This window comes from Streptomyces sp. NPDC021012, assembly GCF_044333355.1.
Classification (GTDB): Bacteria; Actinomycetota; Actinomycetes; order Streptomycetales; family Streptomycetaceae; genus Streptomyces.
Map to the genome: position 1 here is coordinate 790451 of NZ_JBIRQU010000003.1, position 13700 is coordinate 804150.

Here is a 13700-nt window from a genome sequence, read left to right on the forward strand (position 1 = left end):
TCTCAGCCCAGGTGCAGCGACAGATGGGCGAGCGGGAGGCCCAGCTTCCAGGCGGGGAGCCAGATCTGCTCGGACTCGTCGACCGGGCCCTCGGGGCCGGTCCGGCCGTCGAGGTCGGCGGCGCGGATCCAGGTGTCCCGCAGCCGTCGCCAGGCGGTCCGCGCGAGAGCCAGGTCGGGGCCCTCGTCGCCGGCCGCCCGCCGTGCGGCGAGCCGCTCCTCGACCCAGGGCGGCCAGGGCCGGTCGTAGGCGGTGTGCCGCAGCCACTCGTCGAGGCGGTAGGAGCCCCGCGCGCCGGCCGGTCCCTCCGGCCCCCGCGGCTCCTCTGCGAGGTGGACGGTGAGGGCCAGGGCCTGGAGCCCGGCCCGGTACTCCAGTGAGCCGGGGGCCACGAGCGCGGCGGCCCGCAGCACCTCGTCGGCCAGGTACTCGGCGCACAGCCAGGCCATCGGGACGGCGAGGCCGCCACCGCTGGTGCCGCCGGCGCCGTTCGTGCTCTCGGGCAGCAACGCTCCCACCTTCTCCCGGACATGGAGGGCCCCGGAGGTCGGAGGCCCGGGGGAGAGCCTCCTCCGTGAAGGGCCCCCGCGGGTCCCGCTTTGCTCAACTCGCCCGTGCGGTTTCGGATACGTTTCCCGGCCGGATCGGTACGGGTGAGGTTCCTGGTGCCGGGAGGGTCCGGGGCGGCGGGAGGGGCGGGCCGTCCGGGCCGGGTCAGCCGAGCAGCGCGTAGACGGCGGTCGCGTGGGCCGCGGTCTCCTCCGTGCCCTCGGCGGTCATGGTGATGTCGGCGAAGGCCATCCGCTTGCCCGCCTTGGTGAGCCGGGCCCGTACGAGGACGTCGGCGCCGACCACCGCGCGCTGGAAGCTGATCGACTGCTGGACGGTGGTCATCGGCACGAAGCCGCCGCGGGCCGCGGCGACCGCGATCACCGTCGCGGTGTCGGCGGCCGCCATCAGGGCCTGGCCGGAGAGGCCGCCGCCCTCCCGGGCGAGCCGGTCCGACCAGGGGAGCCGGAGCACGGCCTCGTGGCCGTCGGCCGACTCGACGGACTCGACGGTGAGTCCGAGATCGAGCACCCAGGGGGCGAAGTTGTCGGCGAGGACCTGTTCGGCGGCGGTGAGTGTCAGCGTCACGGCGTCATTGTGGGGCCCCGGCACGGGCCCGGGCAACGGCCTCCCCGGGGTGGGCCCGCGCGACGGCCGGGCGGCGCGGCCGGTAGCCGGGCAGGGAGCGGCCGAGCTGCCGGAGCGCGTAGTGCGAGCGGGACTTGACGGTCCCGGCGGGGATGCCGAGCTCGACGGCGGCCTCGTTGACGGTGAGGCCGTGGAAGTAGAGCCGGACGAGCACCGCGCGGTGTTCGGGGCTCAGCTCCCGTACGGCCGCCCGCACGTCGAGCGCGGCCTCGGCCGAGGCGGTGGCGTCGGCGGGGTCCGGCGTCACGGCGAGGACGCCGTCGCCGATCTCGGCGGGCCGGGCGAGGCGTGAGCGGCGGGCGTCGATGGCGAGGCGGCGGGCCACGGTGAACAGCCAGGGGCGCATCGAGGCGTAGGGGCCGTCGAAGGCCTCGGGGTGGAGCCAGGCCCGCACCAGGGTCTCCTGGGCGAGGTCCTCGGCCCGCTGCCGGTCCCCGTGGGTCAGGGTGAGCAGGAAGGCGAGCAGCGCCGGACCGTGGTCCCGCTGGAGCTCTTCGAGGGTCCGCTCGTCGGTCCTCGCCGTCGTCGCCGTCGTCATGCCGCCCGCCTCTCCCGCGCCTCGTCGTCCGGGGCGTATACGAGCGCATCCGGACGGCGGGGGACAGGGAACGGACAACGGTCTGCGACGAACGGTCGCACCGAGCGACGAATGGCACGGCGAACGGTCGGACGGAGTCGGTGCGTCCGTTTCAGCGGGGTTCGTCGTCCCGCGCGGCCCCGACCCTTGACTGCGGCTTTCCCGGGAGATCAGTTCATCGGAACAGACGCTCATCACATGATTCGGGTGGAGTGCCGCACATGACCTCACGCACCAGATCCGCGGAGACGGCCGCGCTGGCCGCGCTCCTGCTCGCGGCGGCGACCGGCTGCGCCGGGGGGAGCGGCCCGGCCGCCGGCACCACCACCCCGGGCGCCGCCGCCGCGCGCACGGGAGTCCCGTCCGCCGCCCCCGGCGGGGCCTCCGCGCCCACCGGCTTCACCCTCGTCGCCTCCGGCGACGTCCTCCCGCACGACTCGGTCATCCGGCGGGCCGCCGAGGACGCGGACGACGCCGGCTACGACTTCGGCCCCATGCTCGCCGGGGCCAAGCCGGTGGTCTCCCGCGCCGATCTGGCCATCTGCCACATGGAGACCGTGTACGGGGAGGAGGGCGGGCCCTACACCGGCTACCCCGCCTTCAAGTCGCCGCCCGAGGTCGCCGCCGCACTCGGGGCCACCGGCTACGACTCCTGCTCCACCGCCTCCAACCACAGCCTCGACGACGGGGCGGCGGGCCTCCGCCGCACCCTCGACGCGCTCGACAGGGCCGGTGTCCGGCATGCCGGCTCCGCCCGTACGGCCGAGGAGGCGGCCCGGCCCACCCTCCTCAAGGCGGGCGGCGCCACGGTCGCCCAGCTCGCCTACACCTACGACACCAACGGCCACCCGCTGCCCGAGGGACAGCCCTGGGCGGTGAAGCTGCTCGACGCGGACAAGGTGATCGCCGACGCGCGCGCCGCCCGCGCGGCCGGCGCCGACGTGGTGGTGGTCAGCGTCCACTGGGGCACCGAGTGGCAGACCGAACCCGACGCACGGCAGCTCTCCCTCGGCCGGGCGCTGACCGCCTCGCGGAGCGGCGGCCGCCCCGACATCGACCTGATCATCGGCACCCACGCGCACGTGCCGCAGGCGTACGAGAAGGTCAACGGGACCTGGATCGTCTACGGGATGGGCGACCAGATCGCCGGAGACATGATCAACCACGAGGGCTCCTACGACCCGCGCGGCAACATGAGCAGCATCGGCCGCTTCACCTTCGCCCCGCCCAGGGCCGCCGGAGGGCGCTGGGAGGTCACCAGGGCGGAGTTCCTCCCGCAGTGGTTCGACACCGCGCACGGCCGCGTGGTGGACCTCGGCGCCGCGGCGGAGGGCCTGGACGCGCACGAGGCCGGGATCCGCGACGCGATCCGGCAGGTGGTCCTCGGCCGGGGCGCCGCCGAGGACGGCCTGGTGACGGGGGAGTAGGACGGGGGCCGCGTCCGGCCGGTCACGGCACGACGGTGACCGGCCAGCGGCCCGCCTTCACCAGGCGGACGGCGACCGAGCCGACGAAGCGGTGGCCCGCCGACTCCGAGGCGCCCACCACCACGGCGTCCGCCGTCAGCTCCTCCGCGGCCTGCACCAGGCCCGCGTAGGCGTCGCCCCGGAAGGTGTGGAACTCCCACCGCACCTGCCACAGGTCCTTCACCCGCTCGGCGGACGCCCGGATCTCCTCGACGAGGTCCTCGGCGATCTCCTCGGTCGCCCCGGTCACGGGCGCGCCGAGCGCGACGCCCGCCGGGATCACCGGCTGCACGTACACGAGCGCGAGCAGGGCGTTCTGGCGCCGGGCGAGCCCCGCCGCGTACGCCGTGGCGCGCAGGGAGGAGGCGGATCCGTCGATCCCCGCCATGATCACTTTCGGGCCGTCGGTCCCGCGTTCGAACCGGCCGGACTGCTGTTCGCTCACCCTCCGAGGCTATCGGCTCATCGGGTGCTTTCGGGCGGGCGGTCGGTGTCGCTGAGCCGCGCCGCCCCTCGCCCGTACGAACCATTGGTCATGAAAAAGGATGAGATGCTCATCGGGCGTCGCGCGGTGCTGCGCCTCGCCGCCGCCCTCGGGGCCACCGCCACCGTCGGAGTACTCGCGGCGGACCGGTTCGCCGCGCCCGAGGCGCCCACCGCCCCCCGGGGCGCGCCCGGCGCCGGGCACGCGGGCCCCGCCGCGGGGCCGCAGGCACAGGCCGCCCGGCTGCGCCCCTCCGCGTACCGGCTCCAGCCCATGACCGCGTACGCGCCCCCGGCCTTCCGCCGCGCGCTGCCGCCCGTCCGCCGGCGGCCCTTCCTCAGCATGTCCGGGGTCGGCCGCTCCATGGTGCTGACCTTCGACGACGGACCCGACCCCCGGTACACCCCGGGCATCCTGGAGACCCTGCGCGAGTACGACTGCCGGGCGATGTTCTTCGTCTGCGGGGAGATGGCGGTGGACAACCAGGACCTGCTGCGGGAGATGGACGCGGACGGCCACGTCGTCGGCAACCACACCTGGTCCCACCCCCTCGTCCCCAAGCTGCGGCCCTCCCGCATCCGCGACGAGCTCGGCTCCACCAGCGAGGTCATCGAACGGGCCCTCGGCACCGCCCCGCTCTGGTACCGGGCGCCCTACGGGGCCTGGAACCGGATCTCCTTCGAGATCGGCGCCGAACTCGGCATGGAGCCGCTCGCCTGGACCGTCGACACCCTGGACTGGACGGAACCCGGCACCGGCACCATCGTCCGCCGCGTCCTCGACGGAGCCGCGCCCGGCGTCGTCGTCCTCTCCCACGACGCCGGCGGCAACCGCTCCCAGAGCGTGGCCGCGCTCCGCCGCTACCTGCCCCAACTCCTCGACGCCGGCTACCACATCACCGTCCCCCGGCGCTGACGACCCGTCATCGCGCGAAGGGCCCCGGCACTCCAGGTGCCGGGGCCCTTCGCGCGCGTGGGCGCGGCTAGCGCGAGCCGACCATGCGCGCGTAGACGACGACGTTCCCGTCGTAGCCACGCGCGCGCGTGTACCCGCCGCCGCAGGTGATGATCCGCAGCTCCGGTTCGCCGGTGTCGGCGTAGACCTGCACGCCGGGGAAGTTGTCCTTGGCGTACACCTCGACGCCGTAGATCTCGAAGACCGCGACCCGGTTGTCGTACCGCTCGACCTCGATGTGCTGGCCCTTCTGGAGGGAGCCCAGGCCGTAGAAGACCGCCGGGCCCTTCGCGTTGTCGACGTGGCCGACGAGGACGGAGGTGCCGCGCTGGCCGGGGGCGATGCCGTTCTGGTACCAGCCGGCGAGGTTGGGGTCCTCCGGGGGCGGGGCCGCCACCCAGCCGTTCTCGTCGAGGCCCACGTCCATGATGGGGGCCGCCACCTGGATCGCCGGGATCTTGACCCGGGACGCCGGGGCGTAGGGCAGCGGCTCCAGACCGGTGCTCGCGGCGGGCGGCGGGGCGACCGGGCGCGCCATCGGCCGGGCCGCCGCGGCGGGTTGGGGCGGCCCGTGGGCGATGTCCACCCCGTTGCGCATCATCGCGAGTCCGGACAGCATGGCGAGGGCCAGGACGCCCCAGGGTTGGCGTCTCCTGCGCTCGAAGACGCGGAAGTCCTTCGGGGGCATGGTTCTCCCTTCTCGGCGTCGTCAGAACGGTAAGGGCGGTCGCACGGGCCGTCTCCCCGGACGGAGCGAACGGGTGGGGGCCGCCGCCGGACGGGTGTCCGGGGTCCGGCCAGGGGCGTACGCGGCCGGAGGCAGGCGTACGAGGCAGCCGGGTGACAGTCCCGCTGACCCATCCGAGTAATCGTCAGATAAGCATCCCGAAAGGCTGTGACCTGCGGTTCCGCCGCCTCAGGGGCTCCTCTCCCCGGCGTGTCGCCTCACCGGGGTGGCCCAGTGCCGACATGCACGGCCCGCACCGGCTTGTGATGGTTCGTCATGGAAGGCGTACTCGTCGAAACTTCCGGAGCACCGCTTCGGGGCGTCTTCCACTGGAGGTTCAACCATGCGTGCTGCACGCACTCTGGCGGTGACGGCGACCGCGCTCGCGGCGCTCGGACTCGCGGCCCCCCTCGCCACCGCCACCAACGGGCCCAGCAGCGTGACGGTCAGCCCCTTCCAGACCGCGCGGGGCGGAGACAACTCCAACGGCGTCACCGTGTCCCCCTTCGCGGTCCACCAGGGCGCGCTCCTCACGATCACCGTCCGGGGCTGCTCCGGCGGCACGGTCACGTCCAACGCCTTCGCGACGGTCACGCTCCCCGCCGCCGTGAACGGGGTCTCCACCGCCACGGCGCGCATCTTCGACAACGCCACGCCCGGCCAGTACAACCTGGCCGTCCAGTGCGGCGGCCGCACGCTCACCCAGTCGTTCCGCGTCCTGGCCGGCCAGGGCGCGCAGGGCGGTCTCGGCGGCTCCATGGCCCCCAGCTCCACCGAGATGGCCGTCGGCGGCAGCCTCGTCGCCGCCGCCGCGCTCGGCGGCGGACTCTTCATCGCCCGCCGCCGTCGCGTGACCGGTGCGGGGGTCTGACCGGCCGAACCTCCCGGTCGGCCCACGGTGCCCGTCGCCCCCGAGTCCCTGCCAGGGCCCGGGGGCGACGGGCGTCCGGGGCCTGGCGGGAACTCGGGCCGGGACGCTCAGTGGCGCCGACGGGCGACGGAGCGGCGGCGGACCACATACGCGGTGCCGGCGGCCGCGGCCAGGACCAGCGCCCCGCCGGCGGCGAGTTCGGTGGAGCTGGGGGCCATCGAGCCACCGAGACCGCCCTGCACCCCGCGCGGGGGCGTGAGGATCGTGGCGCTGATGGTAGGGGTGGCGGTGGGGGTGCCGCTGATGCTGAGGGCGACGGTGTCCTGCACGCCGCCGGTGCAGTTGAACAGCACCGTGTAGACGGCGCCGCGCTTGGCGTCCGCGTCCACCGTGGCGGTCACCGTCGCCCCCGGTGCGATGGTGGCGGTGTCGAAGATGCCGGCCGAGGCCGTCGCCGTACTCGCGCAGCCGGGGGCGCTCAGCGTCACCCGGCCGCCGGGGGCGACGACCGACGGCGACACGACGAAATCGCCCGGTGCCTTGGCCCCGGGTGCCCGCGGTCCGGCCGCGGGAGCACCCTCCGCCGCGAGGGCGGCGGGGGCGGCCAGGGCGAGGGCGGCCGCCACCGACAGGGCAGTGGATGCGGCACGTATCGCGCGCATGGTGAATCCTCCGGGTCCCGAGGGGCAGCCGCGGAAGGGGGTTCCCGCGAAGGACCGCGCACCTCGATGCCCGAAACGCTAGGAGCGCACTACCACAGCCGCGATCCCAGACGTGCGAATGGGGCACCGATGTCCCCCGGGTGGCCCACTCGCACGGGTCGGCTCACCGCGTGAGCTGCGGGAACAGATCGGTGAACGGCGCGGCGGTCGCCGAGATGCCCCGGCCGAACGGCGCGTCGAAGTCCCAGATGAGGAACAGCAGGAAGGCGATCAGCACGCTGAACAGACCGGCGAGCAGCAGCTCCCGGCCGGTCCTGCGGATCTGCAGCGTGAAGATGAGGCCGACCGTCACCAGGGCCCCGATGATCAGACCGAACCAGACCACGCCCGGCATCGTCTCGCCCGCGCTCTGCCCCCGTGCGCCGCGGGCGTCGTCGGCGGCGGCCACCTGGTCCACGAGCGGCTGGTAGGCCTGCCCCTCGAAGTCGTTGGCCGGCTGGTAGTCGGTGACGCTGCGCCGCACCTTCTCCAGGAGCGCGGTGCCCTCGTCGCTGAGCTCGCCCGTCTCGGACATGTGCGTCCACTCGTCGTGGACCACGTACGAGACGTACGCGTCGACGTCGGCGCGGATCCTGTCGCGGACCGCCGGCGGGTACACCTCGGCGCGCGCCGAGATCTCGTGCATCGCCTGGGCCTCCTGCCGCACGGTCTCCTGGGCGGCCCCCCGGGCCTCCCAGACGCCGGCGATGGCCAGACCGAGGACGATCGCGTAGATCACGCCGATCATCATCGTCATGTACTCGATGACGTCCGGGGTCTCGCTGGGGTCGTCGTCCTCGGGCAGCCGGCGGTTGTTGATGACGACGATGGTGAGCACGACGGCGCAGGCGGCGGCCATCGCGAGGGAGAGAACAAGCCATTCGGACATGGATTCCTCCGGCGGGATTCAGAGGGCAGGTGGACGGGCGGGACGGCGGGTCACTTGGACCGGGGGCGCAGGATCGCCGTCGCGAGCACGGCGGGGGCGGTGATCATCAGCGTCGCGGTGACGACGGAGGTGCCCCCCTGCTTCTTGGTGTGCGTCGCCGGGCGGTAGCTGGGCAGCGCCACGGGCGCGGGAGGCGCCGGGTGGGGCCGCACCGTGGGCGGCGGCGTCGGGGACGGGGGAGCCGGCGGAGCGGGCACGGGCTCCGGCGGCCTCGTCGTCGGAGGCGCGGGGGACGGCGGCTCCGGGCGGGGCGCGGGCCGGGTGGCCGGCGGCACGGGCCGGGGCCTGGGCGGCTTCGGCTCCGGCTTCGGCTTCGGCGGCGGCGGTGTGGGGGACGGGGACGGCGACGGGGGCCGGGGCGTCGGCGTCGGGGACGGCGTGGGCGTCGGGGTGGGTGTCGGCGTGGGCGACGGGCAGGGCGGGGGCGGCTCGGGGTCGCAGGGCTTCGGGTGGTGGTGATGGTGGTCGTGCCCCTTGCCCTTCCCCTCGCCGTGGTGGTCGTGCCCCTTGCCCTTCCCCTCGCCGTGGTGGTCGTGGCCCTTGCCCTTCCCCTCGCCGTGGTGGTCGTGGCCCTTGCCCTTCCCCTCGCCGTGGTGGTCGTGGCCCTTCCCCTGACCCTTTCCTTCGCCGTTCCCGTTCTCCTTCCCCCGGTCGTCGTCGTGGTGGCCGCCGCCGGCGACCGCCACCGCGATCAGCGAACCGTCCGAATCGGTCGAGACGTAGGCGCAGGCGTCGGCGGCGGCGGGCACCGGTGCGGCGAGCAGCCACACGAGTCCGAGGGCCGCCAGCGGCCGCGCGAGGAGTGATCCATACAGAGACACGCCGACGAGCATGATCACATCAGCGACGCGCCGGGGCGGAAACGCGTGGGATTCGCCGGATGGAGGGGATCTCCGGGGGGTCGGACTTGACGTTTCACCAGATGCGTGGGGCGGATTCGTCGTCATGTCCGGTATTGCCGGGACCGCTGATTTCCCGAAGAGTGGCCGACACGGGCCGTTCAGGCCTCCCCGGCGAGATCTGTCCGGTTGTCGCCCTGTCGGAGGGAACGGCCGGCAGGGCATCCTGCACCGGCGACAGGGCCCCGGGAACGGCAACGGCCGAGGTACGGAAGGGGCCTGGGGTTCCGGCGGACGCGAGCGGCGCCGGCCCGGGAACCGACGCACGATCATATGCACGTGAATTTGCACAGTCTGAAGGCGTGAACTCTGCGTTCCAAGAGCACGTGCCAATGGCGTGTGACCAAGAACGGACCGCGAATTTCCGTTTCCACTCGCTCTCTCGGCGGGTGATCAGTAGCCTCACCTCGAACACCGGCCGCGCACGCATGGCCGTATCCCCCATGGCGACTTGTTGGAGACATCGATGGAGCGTCCCGCCTGGGCCCCGCCCGGTATCGACATCTCGGTACCGAGTGTGTCCCGTATGTACGACTTCTATCTGGGCGGCTCGCACAATTTCGAAGTGGACCGGGAAGCGGCACGCAAGGCCCTGGAGTTCATGCCTGGTCTGCCCAAGATCATGCAGGCGAACCGCGCCTTCATGCGGCGCGCCGTCCGCCACGCCGTTGACAACGACGTCACCCAGTTCCTCGACATCGGCTCCGGCATACCCACCTTCGGCAACGTGCACGAGGTCGCCCGGGCCGCGGACCCCGCCGCCCGGGTCGTCTACGTCGACCACGACCCCGTCGCCGTGGCCCACAGCCGCGCCGTCCTGGACGGCGACGACAGCGCCGCCGTCGTCGCCGCCGACCTGCGCAAGCCGGCCGACATCCTGCACAACCCCGAGGTGACCCGACTCCTCGACCTGGACCGGCCGGTGGCCCTGCTCCTCGTCGCCGTCCTGCACTTCCTGGAGGACGAGGACCACCCCTACGAGGCCGTCGCCGAACTCGTCGACGCCCTCGCCCCCGGCAGCCTCCTCATCCTCACCCACGCCTCCTACGAGGGCGTCCCGCTGCCCGAGGAGCAGGCCGGCGGCGCCGTGGGGGTCTACCGCAGCATCCGCAACCCCCTGGTGATGCGGTCGGGCGCCGAGGTCGCCCGCTTCTTCGAGGGCACCGAACTGGTCGAGCCCGGACTCGTCCCGATGCCGCTCTGGCGCCCGGACAATCCGGCCGAGGAGGAGGATCCGTACGCCTTCTCCGGGTTCGCAGGGGTGGGGCGCAAGCCGTGAAGGTCCCGTCGCAGCCGTCCGGCACCCTCGCCGAGACCGACGGCCCGGAGGACAGACTCAGGCGGTTCGTCACCATCTGGAGCCGCGCGATCTTCCCCGTCACCGCCACCTCGCTGACCCGCGCCGAGTTCGAGGGGCACCTGCTGCCGCTGGCCCGTACCCTGTGCGACGCCCTGCATGCCCGCCCCTTCGACACGGCACCGGCCCAGCGCACCGGCGCGGCCCTCGTCGACGCCCACTGCACCGACCCGGACTCCCTCGGCCGCAGCCTCGGCGTCGTCGACTCGTACCTGGTGCTCTACTGCGGTACGGAGTCGGACCTCGCCGCCGAGGAACTGCGCGCCCGCTGCGCCCGGCTCCAGCACGCCATGGCCACCGGCTACGCGCAGGCCCTGCGCGAGCGGACCCGCGCCGAGCAGGAGGCCATCGCCCGCTCCGCGCTCGCCGCCCGCAGCGCCGCCGAGATCGCCCTGCACGCCACCGAGAGCCGCTTCCGCGCGGTCTTCGACGGGGCGGCGATCGGCATCGGCATCGCCGACCTCGACGGCAACGTCCTGGAGGTCAACGAGACCCTCACCCGCATGTTCGGCGGAATGGAGGGCCAGGTGCGCAGCCGGAAGGTCAGCGAGTGGGTGCACCCGGAGGACGGGCCCCACGTCTGGAAGCTGTACGAGGAGCTGGTCCGGGGCGAGCGCGAGCACTACCGCGTCGAGAAGCCGTACTACCGGGGCGACGGAACGGTTCTGTGGACCAACCTCACCGTCTCGCTCCTCCGGGACGCCGAAGGCCGCCCCCAGTACCAGCTGGCCCTCATGGAGGACACCACCGAACGGCGCCTGCTCCATCTGCGCCTGCGGTACGAGGCCACCCACGACGCGCTCACCGGACTCCCCAACCGGACCCTGTTCTTCGAACGCCTGGAGAAGGCGCTCGCCCCCGGCGACAACGCCCGCTTCGGCCTCTGCTACCTCGACCTCGACGGCTTCAAGGTCATCAACGACAGCCTCGGCCACTCCACCGGCGACCGGCTGCTCGTCGAGGTCGCCGACCGGCTCCAGAGCTGCGTCACCGGGGCGGGCGAGATGGTGGCCCGGCTCGGCGGCGACGAGTTCGTCGCCCTCACCACCGCCCCCGGCGGCGAGCGGGACGTCACCGAACTCGCCGACCGCATCCTCGCCGCCCTCGCCACCCCGCTGAGCATCGACGGCCGCGAACTCACCGTCCGCGGCAGCCTCGGCCTGGTCGAGGGCCCGGCGGGGGAGCGGACCCCGGCCGAGGTGCTCCGCAGCGCCGACATCACCATGTACCGGGCCAAGTCGGCGGGCGGCAACCGCTTCGAGCTCGCCGACCCGGAGGCCGACGCCCGCGCCATCACCCGGCACGGGCTCACCACCGCCCTGCCGGCCGCCCTGGAGCGCGGCGAGTTCTTCATCGAGTACCAGCCGCTCGTCCACCTCGACGACGGCAGCGTGCACGGCGCGGAGGCCCTCGTCCGCTGGTGCCACCCGCAGCACGGCGTCCTCGGCCCGGACCGCTTCATCCCGCTCGCCGAGGACACCGGCCTCATCGTCCCGCTCGGCCGCTGGGTGCTCCAGGAGGCCGTGCGCCAGGCCCGCTTCTGGCAGACCCGGCACTCCGACGGCGGCCCCCTGCGGATCAACGTCAACCTCTCCCCGACACAGCTCCACCACCCCCGCCTGGTCGCCGACACGGTCGACGTCCTGGAGCGCTCCGGCCTCGAACCGGGCGCGCTGTGCCTGGAGGTGACCGAATCGGCCCTGATAGGCGCCGACGAGGACCTCCTCAAGCCGCTGCGGCAGCTCGCCGAGATGGGCGTGGACATCGCCCTCGACGACTTCGGCACCGGCTACTCGAACCTGGCCAACCTGCGGCGGCTGCCGGTCAGCGTCCTCAAGCTCGACCGCTCCTTCACCCGGGGCATGCAGCAGCACCCCGTGGACCCGGTCGACCTCAAGATCGTCGAGGGGATCGTCTCCCTGGCCCACAGCCTCGAACTCGCCGTCACCGTCGAAGGCGTCGAAACCGCCGCCCAGGCCCGGCAGCTCCGCGACCTCGGCTGCGACACCGCCCAAGGCTGGTACTACGCCCGCCCCGGCGCCCCCGACCGCATCCACTCCCTGGTCCTGGCGGACGCGGTGTAACCCCCCCGTGTGGGACCCGCACCCGGCGGGACGGCGCCCCCTCCTGGGGCTCCGCCCCGCCCCCGTGTGGGGCCCGCACTCGCCTGGGGTTTCGCCCCGCGCCCGTGTGGGCCGCGCGCTCGGCGGGGCGGTGCCCCTTCCCACCCGCCGTGTGGGCAATCGTCCCGCTGGGGCGGGACGGGTGGGCACACGGGACGGCGCCCTCTAGCGGCGCCTCCGCGTTCCGCGCCTGAACCCGCACCCGATGCGCGGCGCACAACGTGGTGCGGGTCCGGGCTCGTAAGCCTCTGGCGCCGGTAGGGCGCGGGTCCGTTGTGCCCACCCGTTCCGCCCCAGCGGAACGATTGCCCACAACGGGGGCCGTTGAGGGTGGGCACCGCCCCAGCGGGACGATTGCCCACAACGGCGGCGCAGCCCGCACCGCCCCAGCGGAACGATTGCCCACAACGGGGCGGCGGGCGCGGCCCACAACGGGGGTGGGCGCCGCCCCGGCAGGCGCGGCCCGCAACGGGGCGGCGGGTCCTAAGCCCGTGGTGGTGTCAGGTGCGGCGCAGCAGGAGGCGTTGGAGTTCGCGGGCCGCGCGGGGCGGGGCCACGTCGCTGCGGTGGGCGAGGGCGATCGTGCGGCGGAGGCCCGGCCGGGCGAGGGCCGTCACCCGCAGGTCGCGCCCCGCACGCGCCGCGACCATCGCCGGGACGACCGCGAGCCCGAGCCCGGCGCGTACGAAGCCGAGGACCGCGTCCAGCTCTCCGCCCTCGACGGTGAAGGTGGGTTCGAAGCCCTCGGCGCGGCAGGCGGCGACGGTCAGTTCCCGCAGGTCGTAGCCGTGCCGGAACATGACGAGGGGCTGGTCGCGGAGGTCCTTGATCCGCACGGGCCGGCGCGGGGCCGGCTCCGAGGCGGCGGAGACCACGACCAGGTCCTCGTGGAGCAGCTCGACCGTGGTGAGGGCGGGGGAGGGGGAGGGGAGGGGGAGCACCACCAGCGCCAGGTCGAGCGCGCCGCGCGCCAGCTCCCGTACGAGATCGTGCGAGCCGCCCTCCTCGATGAGGAGCTCGATCCCCGGGTGCAGGTCGTGGAAGGACCGCAGCACGTCCGGGAGGAGCCCCGTGCACAGGCTCGGCGTCGCACCGAGCCGCACCCGGCCCCGCTTGAGCTGGGCCAGCTCCTGCACCTCCAGGCGGGCCGTCTCCGTGTCGGCGAGGATCCGGCGGGCGAGCGGCAGCAGGGCCTCGCCCGCGTCGGTGAGGGCGATGTTCCCCCGGGCGCGGCTGAACAGCTCCGCGCCCAGCTCCTGTTCCAGCGCCTTGATCTGTTGGGAGAGCGAGGGCTGCGAGACGTGGACGCGCTCGGCGGCCCGGGTGAAGTGCCGGGTCTCGGCCACGGCGACGAAGTAGAGGAGCTGCTGGAACTGCATGGTCCCAGCGTAGAGG

The 13700-nt window shown here is 74.0% G+C and carries 14 protein-coding genes; 5 read left to right on the forward strand and 9 right to left on the reverse strand.

Features of this window, described 5'->3' with window-relative positions:
* Positions 1–2: 2 nt before the first annotated feature.
* The 3 genes from ACH4TP_RS13445 to ACH4TP_RS13455 form a co-directional block, all read right to left on the reverse strand.
* Complete coding sequence (locus ACH4TP_RS13445) at positions 3–509, reverse strand: hypothetical protein (RefSeq protein ID WP_398437659.1); 507 nt, start codon at positions 507–509, stop codon at positions 3–5.
* Positions 510–714: 205 nt separating this feature from the next.
* The gene (locus tag ACH4TP_RS13450) at positions 715–1137 is read right to left on the reverse strand and encodes a PaaI family thioesterase (RefSeq protein ID WP_389225224.1); all 423 of its coding nucleotides are present in this window, start codon (positions 1135–1137) and stop codon (positions 715–717) included.
* Positions 1138–1141: 4 nt separating this feature from the next.
* The gene (locus ACH4TP_RS13455; RefSeq protein WP_398189910.1) at positions 1142–1735 is read right to left on the reverse strand and encodes a sigma-70 family RNA polymerase sigma factor; all 594 of its coding nucleotides are present in this window, start codon (positions 1733–1735) and stop codon (positions 1142–1144) included.
* A 260-nt stretch (positions 1736–1995) separates the two neighbouring features.
* Between ACH4TP_RS13455 and ACH4TP_RS13460 the strand changes: the two genes are divergently transcribed.
* Entirely contained in the window at positions 1996–3201 is a 1206-nt protein-coding gene (locus ACH4TP_RS13460; protein ID WP_398189913.1) for a CapA family protein, read from the forward strand.
* Between the two features lie 22 nt (positions 3202–3223).
* On the opposite strand, the gene ACH4TP_RS13465 is transcribed toward ACH4TP_RS13460, so the two are convergent.
* Complete coding sequence (locus ACH4TP_RS13465; protein WP_389225218.1) at positions 3224–3685, reverse strand: universal stress protein; 462 nt, start codon at positions 3683–3685, stop codon at positions 3224–3226.
* A 90-nt stretch (positions 3686–3775) separates the two neighbouring features.
* Here ACH4TP_RS13465 and ACH4TP_RS13470 point away from each other — a divergent pair, with 90 nt between their 5' ends.
* On the forward strand, positions 3776–4639 hold the full coding sequence (locus tag ACH4TP_RS13470) for a polysaccharide deacetylase family protein (RefSeq protein ID WP_398189919.1): 864 nt from the start codon (positions 3776–3778) through the stop codon (positions 4637–4639).
* Positions 4640–4706: 67 nt separating this feature from the next.
* On the opposite strand, the gene ACH4TP_RS13475 is transcribed toward ACH4TP_RS13470, so the two are convergent.
* Positions 4707–5366, reverse strand: coding sequence for a class F sortase (locus ACH4TP_RS13475; RefSeq protein ID WP_389225214.1), 660 nt, complete (start codon positions 5364–5366; stop codon positions 4707–4709).
* A gap of 382 nt (positions 5367–5748) precedes the next feature.
* On the opposite strand from ACH4TP_RS13475, the gene ACH4TP_RS13480 reads away from it, so the two are divergent.
* On the forward strand, positions 5749–6276 hold the full coding sequence (locus tag ACH4TP_RS13480) for a hypothetical protein (RefSeq protein WP_389225212.1): 528 nt from the start codon (positions 5749–5751) through the stop codon (positions 6274–6276).
* 107 nt (positions 6277–6383) lie between these two features.
* On the opposite strand, the gene ACH4TP_RS13485 is transcribed toward ACH4TP_RS13480, so the two are convergent.
* The 3 genes from ACH4TP_RS13485 to ACH4TP_RS13495 form a co-directional block, all read right to left on the reverse strand.
* Positions 6384–6938, reverse strand: coding sequence for a hypothetical protein (locus ACH4TP_RS13485; protein WP_389225210.1), 555 nt, complete (start codon positions 6936–6938; stop codon positions 6384–6386).
* A gap of 163 nt (positions 6939–7101) precedes the next feature.
* Complete coding sequence (locus tag ACH4TP_RS13490; protein WP_389225208.1) at positions 7102–7866, reverse strand: hypothetical protein; 765 nt, start codon at positions 7864–7866, stop codon at positions 7102–7104.
* Between the two features lie 50 nt (positions 7867–7916).
* Positions 7917–8747: a hypothetical protein gene (locus ACH4TP_RS13495; RefSeq protein WP_398437663.1), complete on the reverse strand. Its 831-nt coding sequence runs from the start codon at positions 8745–8747 to the stop codon at positions 7917–7919.
* A 544-nt stretch (positions 8748–9291) separates the two neighbouring features.
* Between ACH4TP_RS13495 and ACH4TP_RS13500 the strand changes: the two genes are divergently transcribed.
* Positions 9292–10104 (forward strand): SAM-dependent methyltransferase, encoded by an 813-nt coding sequence (locus tag ACH4TP_RS13500; protein ID WP_398189929.1) that lies wholly within the window; start codon positions 9292–9294, stop codon positions 10102–10104.
* Positions 10101–12266 (forward strand): putative bifunctional diguanylate cyclase/phosphodiesterase, encoded by a 2166-nt coding sequence (locus ACH4TP_RS13505; protein WP_389225202.1) that lies wholly within the window; start codon positions 10101–10103, stop codon positions 12264–12266. The genes ACH4TP_RS13500 and ACH4TP_RS13505 overlap by 4 nt, the downstream gene beginning before the upstream one ends.
* Before the next feature lie 539 nt (positions 12267–12805).
* On the opposite strand, the gene ACH4TP_RS13510 is transcribed toward ACH4TP_RS13505, so the two are convergent.
* Entirely contained in the window at positions 12806–13684 is an 879-nt protein-coding gene (locus ACH4TP_RS13510) for a LysR family transcriptional regulator (protein ID WP_398189932.1), read from the reverse strand.
* Positions 13685–13700 lie beyond the last annotated feature (16 nt).

Bases quoted from the DNA above. Each gene is read 5' to 3' on its own strand.
- ACH4TP_RS13455 (WP_398189910.1), bottom strand. From the start codon at position 1,735: ATGACGACGGCGACGACGGCGAGGACCGACGAGCGGACCCTCGAAGAG.
- ACH4TP_RS13460 (WP_398189913.1), top strand. From the start codon at position 1,996: ATGACCTCACGCACCAGATCCGCGGAGACGGCCGCGCTGGCCGCGCTC.
- ACH4TP_RS13470 (WP_398189919.1), top strand. From the start codon at position 3,776: ATGAAAAAGGATGAGATGCTCATCGGGCGTCGCGCGGTGCTGCGCCTC.
- ACH4TP_RS13475 (WP_389225214.1), bottom strand. From the start codon at position 5,366: ATGCCCCCGAAGGACTTCCGCGTCTTCGAGCGCAGGAGACGCCAACCC.
- ACH4TP_RS13480 (WP_389225212.1), top strand. From the start codon at position 5,749: ATGCGTGCTGCACGCACTCTGGCGGTGACGGCGACCGCGCTCGCGGCG.
- ACH4TP_RS13485 (WP_389225210.1), bottom strand. From the start codon at position 6,938: ATGCGCGCGATACGTGCCGCATCCACTGCCCTGTCGGTGGCGGCCGCC.
- ACH4TP_RS13490 (WP_389225208.1), bottom strand. From the start codon at position 7,866: ATGTCCGAATGGCTTGTTCTCTCCCTCGCGATGGCCGCCGCCTGCGCC.
- ACH4TP_RS13500 (WP_398189929.1), top strand. From the start codon at position 9,292: ATGGAGCGTCCCGCCTGGGCCCCGCCCGGTATCGACATCTCGGTACCG.
- ACH4TP_RS13510 (WP_398189932.1), bottom strand. From the start codon at position 13,684: ATGCAGTTCCAGCAGCTCCTCTACTTCGTCGCCGTGGCCGAGACCCGG.